Annotated in this window: 19 protein-coding genes; 10 read left to right on the top strand and 9 right to left on the bottom strand. The window is 69.0% G+C overall.

The window, feature by feature from the left end:
- Positions 1–43 precede the first annotated feature (43 nt).
- The 10 genes from argH to AC5IG3_RS03300 all read left to right on the top strand — a co-directional run bounded on the left by argH (position 44) and on the right by AC5IG3_RS03300 (position 14,087).
- The gene (gene argH, locus AC5IG3_RS03345) at positions 44–1,474 is read left to right on the top strand and encodes an argininosuccinate lyase (protein WP_491904856.1); all 1,431 of its coding nucleotides are present in this window, start codon (positions 44–46) and stop codon (positions 1,472–1,474) included.
- Entirely contained in the window at positions 1,471–1,803 is a 333-nt protein-coding gene (locus AC5IG3_RS03340) for a YkgJ family cysteine cluster protein (protein ID WP_491904855.1), read from the top strand. The genes argH and AC5IG3_RS03340 overlap by 4 nt, the downstream gene beginning before the upstream one ends.
- A complete protein-coding gene (locus tag AC5IG3_RS03335) occupies positions 1,800–2,342 on the top strand; it encodes a GNAT family N-acetyltransferase (protein WP_491904854.1) in 543 nt (180 codons plus the stop codon). Before AC5IG3_RS03340 ends, AC5IG3_RS03335 begins: the two co-directional genes overlap by 4 nt.
- 79 nt (positions 2,343–2,421) lie before the next feature.
- Positions 2,422–3,276, top strand: a complete 855-nt coding sequence (locus AC5IG3_RS03330; protein WP_491905038.1) for an AAA family ATPase — start codon at positions 2,422–2,424, stop codon at positions 3,274–3,276.
- Positions 3,277–3,306: 30 nt separating this feature from the next.
- The gene (locus AC5IG3_RS03325) at positions 3,307–3,606 is read left to right on the top strand and encodes a hypothetical protein (protein ID WP_491904853.1); all 300 of its coding nucleotides are present in this window, start codon (positions 3,307–3,309) and stop codon (positions 3,604–3,606) included.
- Positions 3,606–4,208 (top strand): GNAT family N-acetyltransferase, encoded by a 603-nt coding sequence (locus AC5IG3_RS03320; RefSeq protein WP_491904852.1) that lies wholly within the window; start codon positions 3,606–3,608, stop codon positions 4,206–4,208. Before AC5IG3_RS03325 ends, AC5IG3_RS03320 begins: the two co-directional genes overlap by 1 nt.
- A 31-nt stretch (positions 4,209–4,239) precedes the next feature.
- Positions 4,240–6,327 carry a S9 family peptidase gene (locus AC5IG3_RS03315; protein WP_491904851.1) on the top strand — a complete coding sequence of 696 codons (2,088 nt, stop codon included), beginning with the start codon at positions 4,240–4,242 and terminating at the stop codon, positions 6,325–6,327.
- Positions 6,328–6,374: 47 nt separating this feature from the next.
- On the top strand, positions 6,375–7,556 hold the full coding sequence (locus AC5IG3_RS03310) for a vWA domain-containing protein (protein WP_491904850.1): 1,182 nt from the start codon (positions 6,375–6,377) through the stop codon (positions 7,554–7,556).
- A gap of 14 nt (positions 7,557–7,570) precedes the next feature.
- Positions 7,571–9,496 (top strand): autotransporter assembly complex protein TamA, encoded by a 1,926-nt coding sequence (locus tag AC5IG3_RS03305; RefSeq protein WP_491904849.1) that lies wholly within the window; start codon positions 7,571–7,573, stop codon positions 9,494–9,496.
- A gap of 1 nt (position 9,497) precedes the next feature.
- Positions 9,498–14,087 carry a translocation/assembly module TamB domain-containing protein gene (locus AC5IG3_RS03300; RefSeq protein ID WP_491904848.1) on the top strand — a complete coding sequence of 1,530 codons (4,590 nt, stop codon included), beginning with the start codon at positions 9,498–9,500 and terminating at the stop codon, positions 14,085–14,087.
- A gap of 289 nt (positions 14,088–14,376) precedes the next feature.
- Here AC5IG3_RS03300 and AC5IG3_RS03295 read toward each other — a convergent pair whose 3' ends face one another.
- The 9 genes from AC5IG3_RS03295 to AC5IG3_RS03255 form a co-directional block, all read right to left on the bottom strand.
- Positions 14,377–14,871 carry a hypothetical protein gene (locus tag AC5IG3_RS03295; protein ID WP_491904847.1) on the bottom strand — a complete coding sequence of 165 codons (495 nt, stop codon included), beginning with the start codon at positions 14,869–14,871 and terminating at the stop codon, positions 14,377–14,379.
- A gap of 54 nt (positions 14,872–14,925) precedes the next feature.
- A complete protein-coding gene (locus tag AC5IG3_RS03290; protein WP_491904846.1) occupies positions 14,926–15,354 on the bottom strand; it encodes a hypothetical protein in 429 nt (142 codons plus the stop codon).
- A 109-nt stretch (positions 15,355–15,463) separates the two neighbouring features.
- Complete coding sequence (locus AC5IG3_RS03285) at positions 15,464–15,916, bottom strand: lysozyme (RefSeq protein ID WP_491904845.1); 453 nt, start codon at positions 15,914–15,916, stop codon at positions 15,464–15,466.
- Entirely contained in the window at positions 15,913–16,371 is a 459-nt protein-coding gene (locus AC5IG3_RS03280; protein ID WP_491904844.1) for a hypothetical protein, read from the bottom strand. The genes AC5IG3_RS03285 and AC5IG3_RS03280 overlap by 4 nt, the downstream gene beginning before the upstream one ends.
- A gap of 2 nt (positions 16,372–16,373) precedes the next feature.
- A complete protein-coding gene (locus tag AC5IG3_RS03275) occupies positions 16,374–16,586 on the bottom strand; it encodes a hypothetical protein (protein ID WP_491904843.1) in 213 nt (70 codons plus the stop codon).
- A complete protein-coding gene (locus tag AC5IG3_RS03270; protein ID WP_491904842.1) occupies positions 16,583–16,933 on the bottom strand; it encodes a hypothetical protein in 351 nt (116 codons plus the stop codon). Before AC5IG3_RS03270 ends, AC5IG3_RS03275 begins: the two co-directional genes overlap by 4 nt.
- Positions 16,934–16,935: 2 nt before the next feature.
- Entirely contained in the window at positions 16,936–19,269 is a 2,334-nt protein-coding gene (locus AC5IG3_RS03265; RefSeq protein ID WP_491904841.1) for a hypothetical protein, read from the bottom strand.
- Positions 19,270–19,272: 3 nt separating this feature from the next.
- Positions 19,273–23,943, bottom strand: a complete 4,671-nt coding sequence (locus AC5IG3_RS03260; RefSeq protein ID WP_491904840.1) for a phage tail tape measure protein — start codon at positions 23,941–23,943, stop codon at positions 19,273–19,275.
- Complete coding sequence (locus AC5IG3_RS03255; RefSeq protein WP_491904839.1) at positions 23,930–24,250, bottom strand: phage tail assembly chaperone; 321 nt, start codon at positions 24,248–24,250, stop codon at positions 23,930–23,932. Before AC5IG3_RS03255 ends, AC5IG3_RS03260 begins: the two co-directional genes overlap by 14 nt.
- Positions 24,251–24,309 lie beyond the last annotated feature (59 nt).

Below are 24,309 nucleotides of genomic sequence, written 5' to 3'. Positions count from 1 at the left end.
TGCCAAGGCCGCCGCCTCATCTGAACCCTGCCTACCCGCCACCATGTCCACCAACCAACTCGACAAGAAATCCCAAGCCTGGTCCGCGCTCTTCTCCGAGCCCATGAGCGAGCTGGTCAAGCGCTACACCGCCAGCGTGTTCTTCGACAAGCGCCTCTGGCAGGCAGACATCGACGGCAGCCTCGCCCACGCCGAGATGCTGGCCGCCCAAGGCATCATCGGCGCGCAGGACCTGGCCGACATCCAGCGTGGCATGAGCCAGATCCGCGCCGAGATCGAGGCCGGCACCTTCGAGTGGAAGCTCGACCTGGAAGACGTGCACCTCAACATCGAAGCGCGTCTGACCAGCCTGGTCGGCGACGCCGGCAAGCGCCTGCACACCGGCCGCTCGCGCAACGACCAGGTCGCCACCGACGTGCGGCTGTGGCTGCGCGGCGAGATCGACGCCACTGCCGTGCTGCTGGCCGAGATGCAGCGGGCCCTCGTCCACGTGGCCAGCCAGAACGTCGAGGTGATCCTGCCCGGCTTCACCCACCTGCAGGTGGCGCAGCCGGTGAGCTTTGCGCACCACCTGCTGGCGTATGTGGAAATGTTCGCGCGCGATGCCGAGCGGCTGGCCGACCTGCGCACGCGCGTCAACCGCCTGCCGCTGGGTGCGGCTGCACTGGCGGGCACGAGCTACCCGCTCGACCGTGAACGCGTCGCCCGCACGCTAGGCTTTGACGGCGTCTGCCAGAACAGCCTCGACGCCGTGAGCGACCGCGACTTCGCCATCGAGTTCACCAGCTTCGCCACGCTTGTGATGATCCACGTCTCGCGCTTGGCCGAGGAAATCGTCATCTGGATGAGCCAGAACTTCGGCTTCATCAACCTGAGCGACCGCTACTGCACCGGCTCGTCGATCATGCCGCAGAAGCGCAACCCCGACGTCGCCGAGCTGGCGCGCGGCAAAAGCGGCCGCGTGGTCGGCCACCTGATGGGCCTGATCACGCTGATGAAGGGCCAGCCGCTGGCCTACAACAAGGACAACCAGGAAGACAAGGAGCCGCTGTTCGACACGGTGGACACGGTCAAGGACACGCTGCGCATCATGGCCGAGATGATCGGCGGCGAGGTCGCGGCCGACGGCTCGCGTTCGGGCGGGCTGACGGTGAAGGCCGAGGCGATGGAACGCGCCGCGCTGCGCGGCTACGCCACCGCCACCGACCTGGCCGACTACCTGGTCAAGAAGGGCCTGCCCTTCCGTGACGCGCATGAAGTGGTCGCGCACGCTGTCAAGGACGCCATCGCGCTGGGCAAGGACTTGTCGGAGTTGCCGCTGGCCACGCTGCAGGGCTACAACGCCGCCATCACCGCCGACGTGCACGAGGCGCTGACGCTGGCCGGCTCGCTCAACGCCCGCAACACGCTGGGCGGCACCGCGCCGGCGCAGGTGCGGCTGCAGATCGCCCGCCACCAAGCGCGTCTGGCGTGAGCCACGACAACGCCTGCCTGAACTGCGGCGCCTGCTGCGCCAGCTTCCGGGTCGACTTCTCGACCGAGGAGTTGCAGTCGCGCGGTGGCTGCGTGCCGGACGGGCTGACGGTGGCCGTCACCGACACCACCGCCCGCCTGCGCGGCACCGACCACGCCCGCCCGCGCTGCGCGGCGCTGGTCGGCACGGTGGGCGAAAAGGCCAGCTGCGGCATCTATGAATGGCGACCTGGGCCTTGCCGCGAGTTCGGCATGCTGGCGCCGCTGGGCCGGGGCGACGACGCCTGCAACCGCGCCCGCGTCCGCCACGGCCTGCCGCCGCTGCCGTGACCGCCGCCATGACCGCCGCCGGCCCGGGCACACCCGACCGACTGCTGTTGCGCCCGGGCCGGGCCGACGATGCAGCGGCGATTCAGGCCATCCTGAACCACTACATCGCCCACTCGACCTCGACCTTCATGACCGAGCCAGTCACGCTCGAGAGCCGCCGCGCCTTCATCACCGGGCGCGACGAGCGCCACCCGATCTGGGTGGCCGAGCTGGATGGCGCCGCCATCGGCTGGGCCGCGCTGGCGCCGCACCAGACGCGCGGCGGCTACGGCCACACGGTGGAAAACTCGATCTACCTGCACCCGGACCACACCGGCTGCGGCATCGGCGCGCGGCTGCTGGCGCGGCTGATCGCATCGGCCCAGCAGCACGGCTTTCACTGCCTGATCGCTGGCGCCTGCGCCGAACAGGCCGCCAGCATCGCCTTGCATGAGCGCGCCGGCTACCAGCGCTGCGCCCATTTCCGCGAGGTGGCGCGCAAGTTCGACCGCTGGCTGGACGTGATCTACCTGCAGCGGCTGCTGTCGCCCGGCGCCTGAAACCGGCACGGCGGCGTCAGGCGCGGCAAGAGATGCGGTCGATATACTGAATCGAACTCATGACTTGTTTCACGCCACGATGAAATTTACCGGCACCGACCAGTACGTCGCCACCCCCGATCTGATGCTGGCGGTCAACGCGGCCATCACGCTCAAGCGTCCGCTGCTCGTCAAGGGCGAGCCCGGCACCGGCAAGACCCTGCTGGCCGAGGAAGTAGCCAGCGCACTCGGCCTGCCGCTGCTGCAGTGGCACATCAAGAGCACGACCAAGGCGCAGCAAGGCCTCTACGAATACGACGCCGTCAGCCGCCTGCGCGACAGCCAGCTGGCTGATGCGGCCAGCCGCGACAAGGTCAGCGACATCCGCAACTACATCGTCAAGGGCACGCTCTGGCAGGCGTTCACGGCGGACCAGCCCGTGGCGCTGCTGATCGACGAGATCGACAAGGCCGACATCGAGTTTCCGAACGACCTGCTGCGCGAACTCGACCGCATGGAGTTCTACGTCTACGAGACGCGCGAGCTGGTCAAGGCCCGCCACCGCCCGCTGGTCTTCATCACCAGCAACAACGAGAAGGAGTTGCCCGACGCATTTCTGCGCCGCTGCTTCTTCCACTACATCAAGTTCCCCGAGTCCGAGACGATGCGCCAGATCGTCGATGTGCACTTCCCCGGCCTGAAGCCGCAGCTGCTGGCGTCGGCGCTCAAGAGCTTCTACGACGTGCGCAACCTGCCGGGCCTCAAGAAGAAACCCAGCACCAGCGAGCTGATCGACTGGCTCAAGCTGCTGGTGGCCGAGGACATTGCGCCCGAGGTGCTGCGCAGCACCGACGACAAGGTCAGCATCCCGCCGCTGGTGGGTGCGCTGCTCAAGAACGAACAGGACCTGACGCTGTTCGAAAAACTCGTGTTCATGCAATCCAGAAACCGCTGAAAAACCGTTGAGAGTCCTATGAATCAAGAAATGAAAAACGCCCTCGGTGAGGGTCTGGTCGATGCGCTGGGCTTCGTGGGCGGCGCGCTGGCCGGCGGCCTGATCGCCCGTGCGCTGGGCTTCGACTTCCTGGGCGAGCAGGGCTGGAGCGGCGCGTCGATCGCCGGCATCCTGCTGGTCGGCCTGGGCGCCGGCATGGGCAAGGCAGCCGCGCGCAAGCTGCTGCGCCCGACACCGCAACAGCCGCCACAGGCCAGCCAGGACGAGCCCTCCCGCCGAGAAGTCAAGGCAGCCCGCGCGGCCGCCAAGAAATCCCGGGGCCCACGCTGATGGCCTGGCCCAACCTGCGCCTGCAGCCCGTCAGCCTGCGCGGCCACCACGCCAGCCTGGTGCCGCTGGCGCCGGAGCACGCGCCGGCGTTGGCCGAGGCCGCCCGTGAAGGCAACCTGCCTGCCCTCTGGTACACGGTGGTGCCCAGCCCCGAAGGCATGGCTGCCGAGATCGACCGGCGTTTGGGCCTGCAGGCCGCCGGCAGCATGCTGCCGTTCACGGTGCTCGATGCCCACGGCGTGCCGGCCGGCATGACCACCTTCATGCACATCGACCCGGTGCACCAGCGCGTGGAAATCGGCTCGACCTGGCTGGCGCAGCGGGTGCAGCGCAGCGCCCTCAACACCGAGTGCAAGCTGATGCTGCTGCGCCATGCGTTCGAGACGCTGGACTGCCTGGCCGTCGAGCTGCGCACGCACCGCTTCAACCAGCAGAGCCGCCGCGCCATCGAGCGCCTGGGCGCGCAACTTGACGGCATCCTGCGCCACCACCAGCGCAGCGCCGACGGCAGCCTGCGCGACACCTGCGTCTACAGCATCACCGCGCCAGAATGGCCCACGGTGCGCCAGCACCTGAGCTGGCAACTGGCCCAGCCGCGCTGAAACTGCGGCGGGCATCCCGAGGAGAGCCCAGATGACTGCCACGCCTGCTCCTGCTCCTGCTCCTGCTCCTGCTCCAGCCCCCGCCCCCGCCCCCGCCACCTTCAGCATCGACGACCTCTGGGCGCTCGACCGCCTGGGCGCCCCCAGCCTGAGCCCGGACGGTGCGCAGGCGGTGGTCGCCGTCGCCACGCCCTCGTTGACCGACAACAAGAGCCGCAGCAGCCTGTGGTTGCTCTCCACGCTGGGCGGTGCGCCACGCCGGTTGACTGAGGGCGGCGACAAGGACGGCCAGCCCGCCTGGAGCCCGCACGGCGACCAGATCGCCTTCATCGCCCAGCGCGAGCAGCAAGGCCAGAAGGACGAGGCGCCCCAGCTCTACCTGATCGCGCCCGATGGCGGCGAGGCCCGCCGCGTGGCCACGGTCGCCACCGGCGTCGAGGCCTTCAAGTGGTTTCCGGATGGCCAGCACATCGCCTTCATCAGCTGGGTCTGGCCGGATGAGCGTGGCGCCCCCGCGCAGGCCCGGCGCCTCAAGGCCTGGAAAGAGCGCCAGGAAACCGGCTACGCCACCAGCGAGACGCTCTACCGCTGGTGGAACCAGAACCTGCCGCAGGACCGCGTGCCGCACCTGCACGTGCTGGACGTGGCGAGCGGCGAGGTACACGACCTGTTCGAGGGCACGCCGCTGGAGCTGACGCGCACCGACCCGGACGCGCTGTGCTTCGACATCGCACCCGACGGCGCGCGCATCGTCTTCGCGCACGACCCGGCGCCCACCAAGCAAATCGACCACCGATTCGCGCTGGCGGAGATCGACGTGCTCACCAGCCACTGGCGCACGCTGGTGCAGGACCCGGCTTGGGATTGCCTGGCGCCGCGCTACAGCCCGGCGGGCGACCGCATCGCCTTCGTGGCCAGCCACCAGGGCGTCAAGCACACCATGCCGGCGCAGCTGGCGCTATGGGACAGCGAAACCGGCCGCTGGGAGGTGGTCAGCGCGGCGTGGGACCACGTCGTCAACCCGCCGCTGCTGTGGGAGGAAGACGGCCAGGCCGTGCTGCTGCTGGCCGAGGACAAGGGCACCCGGCCGCTCTGGCGCTTTGATCTGCCGGATGCGCGAGCCGAGCGCGTGGTGAATGGCGACCTGAGGGGTGAGCACACAGGCGTGGTCAACAGCTTCGACAAGCGCGCCGGCACCACGGTGCTCAACCTCGACCACATCGACCAGCCGCCACAGATCCGCGCGCTGATTCCGGGCGCGCTGCCGGGCCAGGCGCTGCGCCGCATCGAGCACTTCAACGACGCGCTGCTGGCACGCCACCGCTTCGGGCACAGCGAGCTGGTGCCGATCAGCGGCGCCCTGGGCGACACGGTGCAGATGCGGCTGATCTATCCGCCCGATTTCGATCCGGCCAAGCGTTATCCGGTGCTGCACCTGCTGCACGGCGGGCCGCATTCGGCCTTTGCCGACAACTGGCACTGGCGCTGGAACCAGCAGGTGCTGGCCGGCGCGGGCTATGTGGTGGCGTGCGTCAACTTCCATGGCTCCAGCGGCTTCGGCTACGCGTTTCTGGACTCGATCACCCAGCGCTGGGGCGAACTGGAACTGCAGGACATCGAAGCCGCCAGCACCTGGTTGCTGGCCCAGCCATGGGCCGACGCACGCCGGCTCTATGCCGCCGGCGGCAGCTACGGCGGCTACCTGGCGGCGTGGCTGAACGGCCGCGTGCCGGCGGGTCGCTACGCGGCTTTTGTGTGCCACGCCGGCTGCTTCGACTGGACGGCGATGTTTGCCGACGACGCCTACGTCTGGCACGCCCGCGAGCTGGGCGCGCCCTACTGGGACGACCCGGCGCAGGTCGCCTCGCAAAGCCCGCACACCTACGCCGCCGACATGGACACGCCCACGCTGGTGACGCACGGCGCGCAGGACTTTCGCGTGCCCGACGCGCAGGGACTGGCCTACTACAACACCCTCAAGGCGCGCGGTGTGCCCGCCCGGCTGCTGTGGTTTCCGGACGAGCACCACTGGATCGTCAAGCCCAGCAACAACCGGCTCTGGTACCGGGAAGTATTGAGCTGGCTGGCCGCGCACCGCCTGCCGGGGAAGCCACAATAAGGCCGGGCGCCGTGTGACTTCCTACCGGCGCCAGACCCTGGCCTCCCATGCTGATCGACTTCTTCTACACCCTGCGCAGCGCCCGCCTGCCGGCCTCGATTCCGGAATTCCTGAGCCTGCTCGAAGCGCTGCAGGCCGGCGTGCTCGATGACGACGGCGGCCCCACGGTCGACAAGTTCTATCACCTCGCGCGCCTGACGCTGGTCAAGGACGAAGCCCACTTCGACAAGTTCGACCGCGCCTTTGCCGCCTACTTCAAAGGCGTGGAGCTGTTGACCGACTTCAACCGTGACATTCCGCTCGACTGGCTGCGCCAGGTGCTGGAGCGCGAGTTGAGCGCCGAGGAGCGCGCCCGCATCAAGACCCTCGGCTGGGACGAGCTGATGGAGACGCTGAAAAAACGTCTCGAAGAGCAGAAAGAGCGCCACGAAGGTGGAGCCAAGTGGATCGGCACCGGCGGCACCAGCCCCTACGGCCACGGCGGCACCAACCCGGCCGGCGTACGCATCGGCGGGCCGGGACGCAACCGCAGCGCGGTCAAGGTCTGGGAGCAGCGCGCCTTCCGCGACTACGACGACACGCTCGAACTCGGCACCCGCAACATCAAGATCGCGCTGCGCCGCCTGCGCCGCTTTGCGCGTGAAGGCGCCGAGACCGAGCTCGACCTCGACGACACCATCCACCGCACGGCAGCCAACGCCGGCCTGCTCGACATCAAACTGGTGCCCGAGCGCCACAACAAGGTCAAGGTGCTGCTGCTGATGGACGTGGGCGGCACCATGGACGACCACATCCACCGGGTCGAAGAGCTGTTCTCAGCCGCCAAGAGCGAGTTCAAGCACCTGGAGTTCTATTACTTCCACAACTGCGTCTACGACCACGTCTGGAAGCACAACCAGCGCCGCCACGCCGAGAAGCTGTCCACCTGGGACATGATCCGCAAGTACAACCGCGACTACAAGCTGATCTTCATCGGTGACGCGACCATGAGTCCCTACGAGATCACGCAGGTGGGCGGCAGCGTCGAATACAACAACGCCGAGGCCGGCGCCGAATGGCTGCAGCGCCTGACGCACGCCTTCCCCAAGTTCGCCTGGATCAACCCCGAGCCCGTCGGCGTCTGGGAGTACCGCCAGAGCGTCGCCCTGGTGCAGCAGCTGATGGGCCAGCGCATGTTCCCGATGTCGCTGGCCGGGCTGGACCAGGCCATGCGCTTGCTGTCCAAGTGATGCGGCGCGAGGGTTTGCTGGCGGCTACCGCCGCCATGCTGATGGCGGGCGCACAGGCTCAAGTCCCGAGCCGGGCGGTCGTTCCGGTCGAGCTGGCCGCGCCTGCCGGGCCGGACATCAGTCTGCAGGAGCCCACCGGCGCGGACAACCCCGACAGCGTCGATCAGAGCCTGATCACCTGGCAGCTGACGATCGACGCCCCCGAGGACCTGCGCGCGCTGCTGGAGCGCTACCTCGACCTGGCGCGTTTCCAGCGCGTGGACAACGCCTCGGCCGAAGGCATCACCCGCGCCGAACTCGCCCGGCTGCTGGCCGCCGCACCGCTGCAGGCGCGCCAGTTGCTGGAGACCGAGGGCTATTTCGACGCCCAGGTCAGCGCCGCCGTGGTCGGCACCGCAGCGCCCGGCCAGCCGGTCAAGGTGCGCGTGGACGCCCGGCCGGGCGCGCTCACACGCGTCGAGCAAGTGCGGCTGGAGGTGGCCGGCGAACTCGCCGCACAAGCCGAGACCACCGACGCCGCCACGGCCGCCGTCCGCCAGGACGCACAGGCCCTCATCGACAGCCTGCGCCAGCGCTGGCCGCTGTCTGAAGGCCGGCCCTACACGCAAGACGCCTGGGGCGATGCCAAGGCCAGCACGCTGACGCTGCTGCGCGCCGAGGGCTACGCCCAGGCGAGCTGGAGCGGCACGGTGGCCGAGGTCGAAGTCAAGACACCCGAGGTGCATCAGGCCCGGCTGTACGTCGTGGCCGACAGCGGGCCGCTGTTCCGCTTTGGCACCGTTCATTTCGAAGGCCTCGACCACGTCCGCCCGGCTGCGCTGCAGGCGCTGCTGACCTTCAGCGAAGGCCAGCCGCTGCGCGAGAAGCCGCTGCTGGACTATCAGGACAGGCTGGTCAAGTCCGGGCTGTTCGATGCCGTGGCCGTGGAGTTCGACCCCGACACCGCGCATGCCGCCGCCGCACCGATCACGGTGCGCGTGACCGAGCGGGCGCTCCAGCAGGCCACCTTCGGCATCGGCATGTCCGACGCCACCGGCCCGCGCGTGACGATCGAGCACCTGCACCAGCGTCCGCTCGACTACAGCTGGCAGGCCAAGACCAAGCTGCAGCTCGGTCGGCAGCAGCAGATCGCGCAGGTCGACCTGACCTCGCACCCGCTGCCGGGGCCGCACCGCAATCTGGTCGGCCTGGCGCTGAGCAGTACCGAGGCCAGCGGCCTGCACGTCACCAGCGAACGCGTGCGCCTGGGCCGCACGCAGGACGGCGAGCGCATCGAGCGGCTGTACTACTTCGAGTGGCAGCGTGCCTTCACGCGCAGCCTGAGCGACGGGGGCGCGGTGGATGACGCCTCGTCGCTGACCTACAACTACCAGTGGGTCTGGCGCGATCTGGACCACCCGGTTCTGCCGACCCGCGGCGTGAGCCTGTCGGCCGAAGCCGGCGTGGGCCGCTCCTTCGCCAGCACGGCCCAGGCCGGCTGGTTCGGGCGCAGCCTGGCGCGCGTGACCGGCTACTGGACGCCCGGCGCCAACTGGTACGGCCAGGCGCGGCTGCAGCTGGGCGAGGTCTACTCGGCCAGCGAGGTGGCCGTGCCCTTCACGCTGCTGTTCCGCAGCGGCGGCGACGACACCGTGCGCGGCTACGGCTACCAGAGCCTGGGGCCGACGGCAGCAGACGGCACCAGCGTGGGCGGCCGCGTGATGGCCAACGCCAGCTTCGAGCTGGCACGCCCGTTCAGCAGCCGCTCGCCCGCCTGGTGGGGCGCCGTGTTTGTCGACGCCGGCAATGCCGCCACCCGCTGGGAAGACTATCGCCCGGCCTACGGCTATGGCGTCGGCGTGCGCTGGCGCAGCCCGGTCGGGCCGCTGCGCATCGACCTGGCCTACGGTCAGGCCACGCAGAAATTCCGGCTGCACCTGAGCGTGGGCATCACGTTCTGACATGAGCGACCTCCACGACGCCGCGCCCTCTTCCGCTGCGGCCCCCATCACGCCCACCACACCCACCCCGGTGCGCACCGGGCGCCGCTTCTTCACGCTGACCGTGCTGCTGTGCGTGCTGCCGCTGCTGCTGCTGGGCGCCGTGCTGAGCTTGCCGTTCACGGCACGCGGCAGCGCCTGGCTGCTGGCCGCGCTGCCGTCATTGGGCGTGAACGTGCAGGTCGAGCAGCCGCAAGGCGCGCTGCTGCGGGGCGATTTCCAGGCCTCGCGGCTGACCGTGCCCATGGGCACCACCCGCCATCTGAGCGTGGAACAACTGCGCTGGCAGGGCCTGCGCTGGTCGTGGACGCAAGGCGCGCCGCACCTGCAGGTCACGCGCCTGGAGGCCGACCGGATCGCGCTGCGCGGCCCGTCCGACGGCCAACCGGTGCGCCTGCCGACCCGCCTGACACTGCCGCTGGGGCTGCAGATCGACGCCATTCGCGTCCGTGCCATCGAGGCCGATGACCTCGGTGCCCACCCCATCCAGGAGGCCCGTGCTGCGCTGACGCTGGCACCCGGCCCGCGCGCGGTCCACACCCTGCGCGGCCTGAGCCTGCGCTGGGATCAACTGCAGGCCACCGGCGAGGCCACGCTGGACGCCGCCGCGCCGCTGAACCTGAAGGCGGGCGCCGAAATCGATCCGGTCGCCGCCCACACCGCCCCCGGCGACTGGCACATGAGCGTGCAGGGCCAAGGCCCGCTGGCGGACTTGTCGCTGGTGGCCCAGTTGCGTGGACACGGCCAGAGCCTGGACGCCCAGGCCCGCCTGCAGCTGGAGCAGCCCTGGCCCGTCGCCCGCCTGCAGGCCAGGCTGGAAGCGCTCGACCTGGCCGCGCTCGCCAGCAACCTGCCCCGCACGGCACTCAGCGGCGAGCTGGATCTGGGTTTCGAGCCGGCCGCGCAGGCCGGAAAGCCGCTCGGCCTGCGCCTGAACGCTGCGCTGCGCAACAGCCTGGCCGGCGCGTGGTCGACCGGTCAGCTGCCGGTGCGCCGGCTCGATCTGCTGGCGCACAGCGACGCGCAACAGCCCGAGATCGGCCATGTCGAGGCGCTGCAGCTGGAACTCGGCAGCGCCAGCCAATCCGCCGGCCAGGTACAAGGCGAAGGCCGCTGGGCCGTCAGCGGCACGGCACCACAACGCCGGCTGGCACTCCAGCTCACGGCCCAGCTGACCGAGGTGCGGCCCGCACGCCTCGACAGCCGCGCGCCGGCGCTGCAGCTGGGCGGGCCGCTGGCCTGGGACCTGGATCTGGCGCTGGATGCCGCCCGGAACGACACCCTGCCCGGCGCACCACCCGCCTGGCAGACCACGCTGACCACCGACCTGGAAGGCCAGCTGATGGGCGCAGGCCTGCCCGCCGCACGCCTCAAGCTGGCAGCTGACGCCCACCCGCAGAAGCTCCACGTGCAGGACCTGCAGATCCAGGCCGGCGCCGCGCGCCTGCAAGCCCGCGGCGAACTACAGCGCACCGCCGCGCTGTGGAAGCTGCAGCTGGAGAGCGAGCTGCGCGCCTTCGACCCCAGCCTGTGGTGGCACAGCCCCGCCACCGCGCCGCTGCCGCAGCGCCCGCCTGCCGACTCCACCCGCACCGGGCCGGACAGCACACTGCAACGCCTGCTGAGCGCAGGACCGCACCGCCTCGACGGCCGTGCCACGCTCGACCTGCAGCTGCCGCAAAGCAGCCAGAACGAGCATGGCCTGGGCCGCCTGGCGCTGCTGCAAGGCCAGGCCCAGGTCGACCTGATGCCCAGCCTGCTGGCCGGCCAACCGGTCAGCGGCCGGCTCGCACTGCACTCGACCCGCGTGGCTGGCAAGGCCCCCGCCGCCAAGGGTGCGGCCAGCGCCGCCGACCTGATTCCCGGCGTGCCGGTGCCGCGCGATCTGCCGCGCCTGGTGGCCGACATCGACCTGCGGCTCGGCCCGCCTGCAGCCAGCCAGACCGTGACCGATCCCGGCCCCAACGCCATCGCGCTGCAAGCCCACGGCGAGCTCGACCCGCTGCAGGCGCAGGACCGCTGGCGGCTGGCCTGGCAGAGCAGCTCGTTCGAGCGCCTGCAGCCCTGGCTGCGCCTGTTCGCGCCGCAGCAAACCGCCCTGCGCCTGAGCGGCAGCAGCGTGGGCGAGGCCGAAATCGACGGCCGCTGGCCCCGGCTGCGCAGCAGCGGCCACGTCAGCCTGCCCGTGCTGCAGTGGAGCGAACGCAGCGCCGATGCCATCACCCCGGCAGCCACCCCGGCAGCCACCACCAGCATCGACCTGCGCGATCTGTCCATCGACTGGCGGCTGGGCAGCCAGTCGCAAGATCCGCTCGTCATCCAGGCGCGGCTGGCGCAACTGCAGACCTCCAGCAGCCGGCTGCAAGACCTGACGCTGCAGGCCAGCGGCACCAGCGCGGCGCACGAAATCACGTTCGCGCTCGCGCAAGCCGGGCCGGTCAAGGCCAGTGCAGAAAGTAACGGCAATGGCAACAACCCGCTGCCCAGCCTGTGGGCGGCCCGCCTGCAGGCCAAGGGCAGCTGGCTCAACGAGCCCGCCGAGCAGCGCCTGGGCTGGCAAGGACTGGTGCAGCAACTGGAACTGCGTGCGGCGGAGGTCAAGACCGGCGCATCGGCCAAAGCCGCGACAACCGCCGCAGCCACCCTACCCGCCCCGCTGCTCCTGCTGCAACCCACCGCCCTGAGCCTGATCAGCGATCCCACCGGCCTGCACCTGAGCATGGGCGCCACGCGGCTGGCCCTGCTGGACGCGCGGCTGGCGCTTGATGAGCTCGACTGGCGCCGCGCCAGCACGCCGGTCGGCCCCCAGGCCGGCGCACCCGGCGCCCGTCTGCAACTGCGCGCCCGGCTGGAGCCGCTGATCGTCGCGCCGCTGCTGGTGCGTGCCCAGCCCGGCTTTGGCTGGGGCGGTGATCTGCGGCTGGCGGGTCAGATCAACGTGCGCTCCACGCCCGAGCACTTTCAGGCCGACGCCGACATCCACCGCGAAAGCGGCGACCTCACCGTGACCGACCTGGAGGCCGGCAGCCCGCCGCAGCGCCTGGGGCTGGTCGGCCTCAAGCTCGCGCTGGCGGCGCACGATGGCCGCTGGCAGCTCAGCCAGCTCATCACGGGCGGCAACCTCGGCTACCTGCTGGGTGAGCAGACCGTCACCGCGCCACCGCAAGCCCTGTGGCCCGACGCCCGCGCGCCGGTGCAGGGCAAGATCGACCTGCAGGTGGCGCAGCTCGGCAACTGGGGCCGCTGGCTGCCGGCGGGCTGGCGGCTCACCGGCCGGCTCGGCTCGCAGGCGCGCGTCAGCGGGCGCTTCGGCGCGCCGGAATTCAGCGGCGAACTCGCCGGCGACAACATCGCCGTACGCAACGTGCTGCAGGGCGTCGACTGGCGTGACGCGCAGGTCAAGGTCACGCTCGCGGGCGATACCGCGCGCATCGACACCTTCAGCGTGCGCGCCGGCAACGGCACGCTCAGCGCCAGCGGCGACGCGCAGCTGGGCGCCACACCGCGCGCCGTACTGAAAATCCGCGCCGACCACTTCGCTGCACTGCAGCGAGTCGACCGCCGCGTGGTCGCCAGCGGCGAGGCCGACCTGACGTTCGACGCCCTCAGCACCACCCTCAAGGGCCGCGTGCAGGCCGACGAAGGCCGCTTCGACTTCACCCAGAGCGATGCGCCCAGCCTGGCCGACGATGTCCGCGTGGTCCGCGCCGAAACCGAGGCCCTGCAACGCGAGCGCGCTGCCGCACCGCGCAGCCGCCGCACCGTCACGCTCGACCTGCGCACCGACCTCGGACCGGCCTTCGTGCTCAAGGGCCGCGGCCTCAACACCCGGCTGGCAGGCGAGTTGCGCCTGACCAGCCCCAACAACAAGCTCGCCGTGCAGGGCAACATCCAGGCGGTCGACGGCACCTACGCGGCCTACGGCCAGAAGCTCAGGGTCGACCGCAGCATCATCAGCTTCAGCGGCCCGCCCGAGAACCCGCGCCTCGACATCGAAGCCACCCGGCCCGATCTGGAAGACGTGCGCGTGGGCGTGGCCGTCACCGGCACGGCGCAGAACCCGCGCATCCGGCTTTTCAGCGAACCGACCATGAGCGACACCGACCGGCTCTCGTGGCTGCTGCTCGGCCGCGCCTCCGACGGCCTGGGCCGCACCGATCTGGCACTGCTTCAGCGTGCCGCCTACGCGCTGATCGCCGGCGAGAGCGACTCGCCCTCGCTGATCGAGCGCGTCGGCCTCAACCAGTTCTCGGTGCGCCAGGCCGACACCGACACGCGCGAAACCGTCGTCACGCTCGGCAAGCAACTCAGCCGCCGCTGGTACCTGGGCTACGAGCGCAGTCTCAACGCCGCCAGCGGCACCTGGCAGCTGATCTACCGCCTGGCCCAACGCTTCACGCTGCGCGCCCAGTCGGGCAGCGAAAATGCCCTCGACCTGATCTGGACCTGGAAATGGGGCCAGCCCGGACTGATGGACCTGCGCGAGGACGACAAACCCGACAAGACCGAAACCGCCAGCCCACCGGTCCCAGCCTCGTCCCCCGCCCGCTGACACCTCGTCCGACCGCCCTACAATCGCGCCCGCCTCGCCGTAGTTCAAGGCATCGCCTCCATAGGAGCGCGCAGACGTCCGTATCACTTTCGTATCGTCAACACCCAGCTCGGATGCTGCCCCGTGCGCAACAAATACAGCTCCCAGGCCGCCGCCGGCATGACACGCGCCCCTGACTCCCAGTTTTGCCAAGTGCGCAGCGTCCCGCCGACCAGCTCACCAGCCTGAGTCTGGGTCTGGCCGGCAGCGGCGCGGGCGGTGCGGATTGCGTCAGGAGTTGGTTGCTCGATCACACTTGCCTCAAATCCGGCTTGCGGGTGATCCAGGCCCAGGCTACGCAGCGCTCGAAATCGCCCAGCCACTCGGCAGAGTCAGGGTAGGCGGCTATCGATGCGTGCAGCGCAACCGCGATCCACGGCTCGGCAGGCATCCTGGTAGCGCGATGGGCGTCGAAGGCATCGACCATCATCTGCCACAGGGCGGCGCCGTGGCGTGATCGCTTGGCCACGCCAAGCGTGATCAGCGGCATCGTTGCGCCGAGGTGCGACCGGCCGACCTGATGCGGCCCGGCGGGGCCGTAAACCGTGAGCACCAAGCCACCGTCTTGCACCAGCGCGCGGCCGCTGAAGTGGCTGAGCGCCGGCACAGGCAGCGGCACGATGGCGCCGCTGTCAACGGCGGATTGCAGCCATGGCGCCATGATTGCCAGCACGTCGTCCCGCACATCAGCGCGGCTGGTGCGCGCCAGGTGGCCGGTGTTGAGTGTGATGTGGTTGATGTGCACGGTGTAATCGAATCGATCATGCCAAGCACTTGCAGCCAAGTGCCTCCCCCTGCTTTACAGGCTCTTGGCGATGGTACCCAAGATGGTGCGGGCGTCGATCTGGCGCTGATCGATCCACCAGCCGGCCTTGGTGTTGGCCTTGATGATGCCGATGGCGCGCTGGATCTTGTCAAGTTCGCTACTGCGGGCGGCTTGCTGGTCGGTCGTAAGAGCGGCGAAGTTAGCGCAGGCCTTGGCGGCCAGGGCATCGATTTCCGGCATCAGCTTAGCGCGGACTTCGCCGGCCCAGCCGACTTGCTTTTCGGTGCCTGCCAGAGCCGGCAGGCCAGCCTCAGCGGCGGCTGCTTGCGCTTTGGCAGCCCGGCAGGCCGGGCAGTCGTGGTGCGCGGCTGCGGCGACTTGGCGGTCGCGCTCGGTCATCTTCCCGTAGAGCTGCACTTGCTCGGTGTGGCCGCAAGCGAAAGTCAGTGTGTTCCAAGCCATTTTGATACTCCTGCCTGCTACCTGAGGCGTCGGGGACTTGCTGTATTGCCTGTCCATGGGATCTATTATGCACCCATTGGGTGTAGTGTGCAAGCGTTTCGGCGTCGATTTACAGCAACGCCACCTCCGCCTCACGCCGCCGCACCAGCCCCGGCAGCACGCGCCCCCCTCCCCTGACCCACTTGCGCAACTCGCCGGGCACGGCGTCCCAGTCGCCGGCATTGACGCGGCGGCGCAGCGTGCTGGCGCGCAGGCTGCCCACGCCGCAGTTGTAGGCAAAGTCGACCAGCGCGGCAACGCGGCCGGGGGTGTCGGCGGCGGGGCAGAGTGTGAGTGCGGCGGGGAGGTACTGGCGGCGCAGGGTGGTGGCGAGCAGCTGCAGCGCCTCGTCGCGGGTGATGGGTGGGTCGGCCAGCAGCACGGCGCGGCCGTCGGCGTAGCGGGTGGAGCCGACGCCGATGGTGGGCACGCCGGCTGGGCAGAGGTAGGGCCGCAGGATCACGCCCTCGAAGCGAACACACAGGCTGGTGACGAACTGCAGCGCCTCGGCATCGGCGCTCATTTCTTGCCCAGCGAGCGCGAAGCGAAAAAGAAGCCCAGCACTGAGCCGACAATCTCGCGGTCCCAGTCGCTCATCACCCAGGACTGCGACGCCAGCGCCGCGCACCACAAGCCCAGCGCGATGGTGGCCGCAGCCGGGCGCACGGATTTGTTCCACAGGCCGGCCCAGCTCTGATCAGCCGGATCGACTGCACCGGCTACCGCCTGGCGCCAGGCATCGGCTTCGGCGCCGGTGACGGTCGCCTCGGACTGCACAGCGATGGTTTTCACGCCCAGGTCGGCTTGCACGCGAATGGCCTGCAGGCTGCGGTCGTGTGCGGCCTGATCGGCTTCGGCCTGCAGCCGGGCACGCTCGATTTCGTGGATGTGGTCTTGGCGCTTTTCGAGCCAGCTGGCGATTTGCCCCAGCAGCAGGCGGAAAGTGCCGCCGGCCAGGAAGCTGATGATGGCGCTCATGTTTAATCTCCCAAAGTTGCAGGTCGAGTGGTATCCGCCGGCGCGCCGCGCTCGGCATCGCTGTAGCCCATCAGGTAGGCCGCGAGCAGATCCGCGCGGCTGGCCTGGCCGGTGACTTTGGCGCTGGCCAGCAGCGCAGCAGTGCAGACGCCCGCACACATGCCGAGCGTCGCGCCGATAAAGAGCATCAGCAGGGTGTGTTCAGCGTCGCTCATTTGCCGCCCGGGTGCGTGAGGCCATACCAAAGGCCGTAGAGAGCGGCTGCGCCGGCCGCGATCTTGCCGGCCCAGGCGATCACGGCGCCCAGGCCGCTCAAGAAGCGAAACGCCCCCTTCGCAGCTGTGAGCAGGTCATAGATTTCGGCGGTCTTTTCGGAGTTGGCGGCCAGGTCGCTGCGCATGGCGCGCATCTCGTCGTGCGTGACGATGCGCTCGACCAGGTCGCTGAATTGGGTCTCGGTGATGTGCGCCCGCTCGCGCCGGTCCGGGCCGGCGTAGGTACCGGCGCGGATCATGCGGAGGTTGGGGGCGTTGAGCCAGGCGTCGGGGGATTTGTCGGGCATGGTCAGACGATGTTGAGGAAGAAGCTGGATGGGCCGCGCGTGTACTGACTCTCGTTGTTGGATAGCCCGACCCCGATGTATCCGCTGATGTAGGAGCCCGCCGGCACGTTGCCGATTTGCAGTGGGCTGGACCACTGCGCCGGATCTTGCGGGCGCAGCGTGATGGACGTCACCCCTGCTGGGATGAACAGACTGCCTTGCAGCGGATCGGCCACCACGCTGTACGTGCCGTTGCTGTTGTCGCGTCCGGCGTACATGTAGACCGGCACATCCAGCCCGCCGTGCGATGGGGTATCGACGTTGATCGTCACCAGCACGCCACTGACACCCCGGGTGTAATTGCCGCTGGTGGGCGTGATGGAAACCACCGGCAACGGCACCGTCTCGGGCGGTGGCGGCGGCCTGGTCCCGGCCAGGTAGACGGCGGTGTTGCTGTAGCCGCCGACGTGGGCATACGTCGCGCCCAGGATGGATACGACGGTGCCAGGATGCGCGTCGGCGTGCTCGATCATCACTGCATGGCTGGTGGAGCCGGCCGGGATAGTGGCGGTGATGGGCGTGACAGGGGTAATCTCTTGGCTCTCGATGCCCAGCGTGACGACCACCGGCTGCGTGGATGCCGCACTAAGCGACAGCACGACAAAGCCGGTGGTGGCGCTGCTGGCCTCGTATTCGCCGGCGCTCATTTGCACCGTGGGCAGCGTGTTCGAGGGCGACGGCGCACCGCCTGAAGCGACGGTGCAAGCGGCATCAACCGTGAAGCTGGCGGTGTGCGCTGCGCTGGTGGTGCCCAGGCTGAAGATCACGTTGTCGACCGCACCGCTGTCGGAAATAGTGCCGGCATACACGCGCATGGGGCCGCTGAAGCCGGTCAAGGTGGCGCTGCCGATCAGCTGGCCTGCCACGAAAAGGCGCGTGGTGGCGCCGACGCGCGACAGCTCGACGTGCACCCAGTCGCCGGGCACGGCAGTCACTGGCGTCTGCAGGGGCAGCGCACCCCCTGAGGCATCGGCAGCCGCCACGAAAGCCTGAAACACCGCCTCGACGATGACCGGATACGGCCCGCCCTCGCCGCCCTGCTGTGTGGTGCTGATCGATGCCTGCAGCGCCGTGGTGACAGCCAGATCGCCCAGCAGCAGCGTGACACCGCCGCCCGGCGGGGGGACCAACATCCAGGCCGTGAGCAGGAAATCACCCGTGACGCTGAAGGTGTTGATCGTGCTGGCCACACCCACCAGCGCACCGCTGCCGCAGCGCGGCTCGACGAAGCGCACCGCGCCACCGCCATAAGGCGCGGCGTGATTGCCGTTGCCCGAGGAGTCGAGCAGGTCGCCGTTGAAGTACAGCTCCAGGCTGTTGCCCGTGCTGGCTGCACCGCCGCCGCCTGAGCCGATGGGGCCGCCGGTGTAGCTGGTGACGCCGCCGGCAAAGCCGATACTGCTGGTGGCACCTGGCACACCCAGCCCGCCGTTGGCGAGGTCTTCGAACGTGAACGTGTCGCTTTCGGCGATGCCTTCGATGCGCAGGCTGATCTCGTTGAGCGGCGATGAACTGAGCACCGCTTCTTGCTCGGTCAGGTAGCCGATGATGAACGTCGAGCTGAAGCGCGGCGAGCCGATCCAGATGACCGGCGTGGCGCGGATGGCAGACAGCAGGCGAATGGATTCATCGACGTTGTCTTCCGCCACTTTGACGCTCGCGCGCATGGTGCGGGCGAAGTTGCGTTTCTTGAGCGTGGCGTTGCCGAACTCGTCGACTTTTTTCACCGAGTAGTCCGTGGTCGAAATCGACAACCCCTCTTGCGTGTCGCCGATGCGAAACATGAAGCCGGCCTGCACCGAGCCGATGGACACTTGGCCGGTGCTGGTGGCGGTGATCGTGATCTCGTTGCCCGTGCCGGTGGGCAGGTCAGTGAGGTAGAGGCTGGCGATGCCGGTCAGCTGCGCCGTCAGGTCGTACAGCAGCGCGCCGCCGCCGTTAACAGTGATGCGCACGCTGTCGGCCACGACATCGAGCAGCGAGATGCTGCCGGCGGTGCCGCCGCCCAGCGTGACAGTGATCGAGCCGTCGGCAATAGTGGGCGTGGCGCGGCTGGTGTCGAACATCGCATACCGGTTGGTGGGGTTCACCAGGACCCAGTGCAGCGGGCTGGTGGCGGGTGGTCGGTTGAGGTTGCCAGAGACCAGCGACTGATAGATCTCATGCGTAGCCAAGTTGATGACGACAGCGTCGACCGGGTACGTGAGCGTGCTGGACCAGAGCGGGAACTCATCTTCCGGCACGCTGCTGCTGATGAGCACCGTGTCGGTGACGGCGATGGGGGATAGGAAGCGCATGGGTTAGATCGGGCTGGCGATGCGGGTTTCGAAGGCGTCGCCATTGGGCGTGACGCGCTCCAAGATGCGGGTGGACTTGCCGGTGTTGCTGGCGATGGCCGAGGTGTTGATCTGCTGCTCAGCGCCCATGCGTTCAAGCGACTTGCGCAGCGTTTGCGTTTCTTCGCGCAGGGCCTGCAGCTCGTACAGCACGGCGTTTTGCGCAGCGGCTGCAGGTGATTCGGGCGCGGGTGCGCTCATAGGGTTGCTGGCGCCTGAGGTGATCAGCGTGGGGCTGGTCAGCATGGGGTTGTCGGCGATGGCGCCGGCCTGGGTGGCGTAGCCGCCCGCGTAGGCCGCAGACACGCTGCGGGTCTGCTGCAGGCTCTCGACCGTGGCAGCGCGGATGGCGGCCAGCTCTCGCAGGCTGCCGGCGCTTTGCTCTGCGGCGTCGAGCATGGCCTTGGACAGCCCCGACAAGCGGTCGGCCGCGCCCTGATCTCCCGCCCGGGCTTGCGCGGTGGCCATGGCAAACGCGGCCTGGGCATTGGCTGTGGTGGTGCCTTCGCCCCCGGCCAGGCCCTGGATGCGGGTGATCTCGTCTTGCAGCGATCCGCCCACCGAGCGCCACGCCTCGCTCAGGCTGCGGGCCTTGTCTGCCGCGTCGGTCGCGGCCTTGGCGGCATCGGCGGTGGCTTTGCTGGCCAGCAGTTCGGCGGCTTGCTGGTCCTGCAGCTCATAGATGCGCTGCTGCATGGCGCGGTTGCTGGGTGCCAGCGCGGCCAGCTCGCGGGCACGCAGGGCAGCGGTGTTGCCGGTGATCTGCAGCAGCTGTTGCTCAAGGCCCGTGCGCTGCTGGGCTGCAGCGGTGGCGGCGGCCTGCTCGTCTTTGAGCGCCTGCACGCGCACATAGATCGCCCGGTTGCTGGGATCAATCGCTTCCAGCTCGCGGCGGCGGACGGCTTCGGCGCCGCCGACCAGGTCGGCGAGTTCTTGTTCGAGGCCGGCGCGCTGCTGCATGATGGCTTGCATGGCCTCGCTCACGACACTGGCCGGGCCGGCTTCTTTGGCTGCTTCGATGGCGGCAGTCAGGTCCGCGAAGCCACTCGACAGCCCGAGCAGGCCCCCGAGCAGCTGCTGCCCGGCTTCGGTGTTGGTGTTGGTGCCCTGAACCAAGGCCTTGAACTGGTCGTTCGTGGCGGGCATGGCCACGCCCAGCCGCTCGAACTCCTTGCGCATGCGCGCGGTCTGCGCGGTTACCTTCTCTTGGTCGGTGAAGAAGCTCTCCTCGAATGCGGCCACGCCAGCTGTCAGGCCTTCCAGCCCACCCGCGCCCTTGAGCAGTGCGAAGCTCACGGCCTGGCCGTTGATGCCCAGCAGCTGCAGCGAGGTGCGCACGTCGGTCAGCGCTTTGTAGGTGTCGGCCAGCTCTTGCGCGCTGCCGTCGAGGCTGCTGATGATCTGGCCGATGCCGCTCACGCTGCTCTCGACCGTCGTGCGGATCAGGCCGAACATGCCGCGCGTGAGCCGGTACACCTGCTGTGTTTCGGCTTCGACCAAGCTCTGCCGGACGATGTTCTGGCCGACGTCGCCTTGTTTCTGCGTGAGCGCCTGGAAGCCGATCGCACGCACGCCCAACCCATCGAGCGCAGCGCCTGCGGTCTCGACGCCGGTGGCCACGCGCGCTACGGTCTGCAGGTAGCCTTCGCCCACGGCTTGGAATGCATCCAGCCCCGGCAGCACGCCGCGTGCGATCTTGTCGCCAGCGGCGCTGAAGACCGCTGTGAGTTTTTCGCTGATCTGGCCGCCGGTCAGGCCCTGCAGATCAATGCGGCCGATGTCGACCGTGAAGCCGTTGATGCGCTGCTGCAGCTGATCTAGGTTGACGCCCAGCGGGCCGCCGGCCGCTTTCACGGTGTCGGCAAAGCCGCTCAGGATCAGGCCAAACTGGCGCTCGGTTTCTGCGCTGGCGTCGGTCAGCTGTGTGCTGTTCTTGGTGCTGGTGGTGACGCCCAAGAATTTTTTCTTGGTCTCGACGTCGGCGTAGTAGCTGGCGTCGAAGCCCCGCTGCTGGATGCTGCCCAGCGACTGCGCATTGGCGCTGATGCCCTGGCCGGTGACGCTGGTCTTGCTGCCGAACAGGTTGCCCAGCGCCTTGCCCAGGCCGGGCAGCAGCCCGAAGGTCAGCACATCAGTGACGCCCTTGACGCCCTCGCCCAGCAGGTTGCGCTGCGTGCCGGTCTGGACACCAACCGCCGCAGAGCCCAGGTCGCCCGACTGCACCAGCAGGCTGGCCAGCCCGCCGATGTTGCTTTCGATGTTGCGCAGGCTCTGTAGCATCTGCGCGCTGTAGCGCATGGTGGCGGTGTCGACCTGCGCCAGGGCTTCGATGGCTTTGGTGACGCTCTCGCTCTGGGCGCTGCTGTCACCCAGCACGGTGCCGGTGCCGGAGTTGGTGGGAGCCGAGGCACCTTTGCCACCGCCGCCCGACACGGCGAAGCCCAGCGCAGCCATGGCTGCGGCCATCAGGCCCATGTTGATGAAGCCGAAGGGCGGAGGCGCAATGGCTGCAGCGGCTGTTGCGGCGGCTGCGTTGGCACTGCCGATGGTGGCCGCTGCCGCCACCTGCGGGCCGACGGTGGCCAGCGTAGATGCGGTGCCGGTCAGATCGCCGGCCACCTTGGCAGCAGTCACGCCCTGAATCAACCCGAGCTGAGTCGCGGCAGTCTGAACGGCCATCGCCAGCTCGACAGCGCGGAATGCTTTTTCAGCGCCGGCCATGAGCTTGTAGCCGGCCGTGCGCTCTTTGAACATGCCCTTGGCTGCGCCGGCCAGGCTGCCGTAGCTGTTGATCTGCTGCGCGAAGTTTTTGGCCTCGACCTGGGCGAGCTTGGCAGCATCGCCGCCAGCATCCTGACGGGCTTTGTTGTACTTGTCCTGAGCGTCGATCAGGCTTGCAAACGTCTGCACAAACGTGCCGAGACTCTGGCTGGCCTTGTCGAAGCCGGCTGCAAAGTTGGTGCCGACGTCTTTGCTCAGGTAGTCGGTCAGGCGCTTTTCGGCGTCGGCGTTGGTGGTCTTGATGCCTTCGGCAGCGCGCAGGCGCTGGCGTGCTTCGATCTCGCGCTCGATCGCCGCAACCGCGTCTTCGTTGCCCATCATCTCGACCTGCTTCTCACGCAGGCGCGCCACTTCCACCAGACTGATGGCGGCAGCTAGGCTGATGCGCAGCTGCGTGGCCAGGGCCGTGGCTCGGTTCTCTTCCTCGATCTTGACCGCGCTTTCCAGCGTGCTGTCTGCCGTGCCAGTCAGGGCCTTGACGAGGTCTTGGTGGCCTTTGATGGCTTCGGCCACGGCCTTGATGCCCAGCTCGCGGGCCTGGGCTTCTTTTTCGGCGGCGATGGCGGCGTAGGCTTGCTCAAGGGCGAGCTGCCGCATGCCGTCGGATGCCTTGCTGTACGCGGGCGATTGCAGGTATTCAGCGAGCCGGGCCTGGGCTTTGCTCAGGTCGTTGGTCTTGGCCTGGGCTTCGGCGGCGATCTTGGCAAAGTCGCTCCAGGCGTCGGCCCAGCCTTTGGCGGCTTCGCGCTCGGCGGCGTAGGGGTCGGCACTAGCAGCTGCACCACCGGGCTTGCCAACGCTGGGGGCCATGCGCTTGCCGGCGGCTTGCACCTTGGCCATGGCCGCCACGGCGGCGCCGCCGGTATCGTTCCAGGCGCTGCTGATCTGCGCAGCCGCAGCGGTCCAGCTGCTGGTGACGTCGGCTTGCCACTCTGCGCCGATGGCTTTGGCGCCCGCGAAGTCGCCGTTCAACACGGCCACGATCTGCGCCGCAGCGGCGCCGACGGTCTTGCCGACGATCGAGAACGCCGTGCCCACACCCACGCCCACGGTGTAGAGGATCTTGAGTGCAGCCGACAGCGTATCGGCCACGCCGCGCAGGCGGTCACCGCTGGTCATGCTGGTCAAGAAGGATTCGGACAGCGTGTTGAGCGTGGGCAGCATCTGCGCGGCCAGGCGCTGGCCGATGCCCTGCAGGCCGGTGCCCAGCAGGTCCAACGTGTCATTAAACTGCCCCGCAGCGGCGGCGGTCTCGTTGCTGATGACGATGCCCAGGCGCTCGCTCTGCTCGATCATGTCGCGCAGGCCTTGCGAGCCAGCGTCGAGCAGCGGCACCATGCTGGCGCCCGACTTGCCGAAGATCTCCATGGCCAGCGCGGTCTTTCCGGCGCCGCCTTCGAGGCCCTCGAACTCATCGGCCAGATCGGCCAGCACGTCGGTTGTGCCGCGCAGGCTGCCGTCGGCGGCGTGAGTTTTGACGCCCAACGCGTCGAAGGCTTTATTGCCGTCGGCCATCTGCTTTTGCAGCTTGCCGAGGCTGCTGGCCATGTCGTCGCTGGTGAGGCCAGCCATCTTGTAGGCCAGCTGCAGCGACGACAGTTCGTTGGCGCTGATGCCAATGCGCTGGCTCATTTCATCCAGCGCATCGGCGGCGTCGATCGCGCTGCGCACCATGCCCATCATGGCGCCAATCCCCAGGCCAATGCCCAGCGCACCGAGTGCGGCCTGGGCAGACTGGACGGCGCTTTCGATGCCGGCCATGGCGCCGCCCACCGCCTGGCGGGCTTCGGCCATGTCACTGCGCAGGCGCGCCAGATCGGCGGCCATCTGGATAGTCAGTTCACCGATTTGCACGTGCGCGGCTTCCGAAAATCGACCCCACGGTGCGCGCCACTTGCGCACGCTGCTGCTGGTCTGGGTTGATGGGGGCGTAGGGGGCGGGGGCGGCAGGGTCTGCAGACGCCTGCAAGGTGTTGATGTACTCGTGGCTGAGGCGCCGCAGAGTGCGGGCCTCCCACGGGCGCAGCGGGGTGCCGGTGACGTGCTGCCAGGCCTGGATCTCTGCCCAGGTCAGGGGTGTTGGTCCCATGCCGCCGCTTGCGCTGGGGCCGATGTCCCAGAAGTACTCCAGCAGGTAAGCCGCAGGGCCGGGCGGTGGCATGGCCGGGGTGATGCCCCGGCCTTGCATCTGCTGGAGCCGCGACGCAGGGCCGGGCTTGC

The sequence above is a fragment of the Leptothrix sp. (in: b-proteobacteria) genome, from assembly GCF_965250675.1.
Taxonomy (GTDB): Bacteria; Pseudomonadota; Gammaproteobacteria; order Burkholderiales; family Burkholderiaceae_C; genus Sphaerotilus.
The sequence above is the reverse complement of the archived record's forward strand: the minus strand, read 5'-3'. Positions and strand labels throughout refer to the sequence as shown.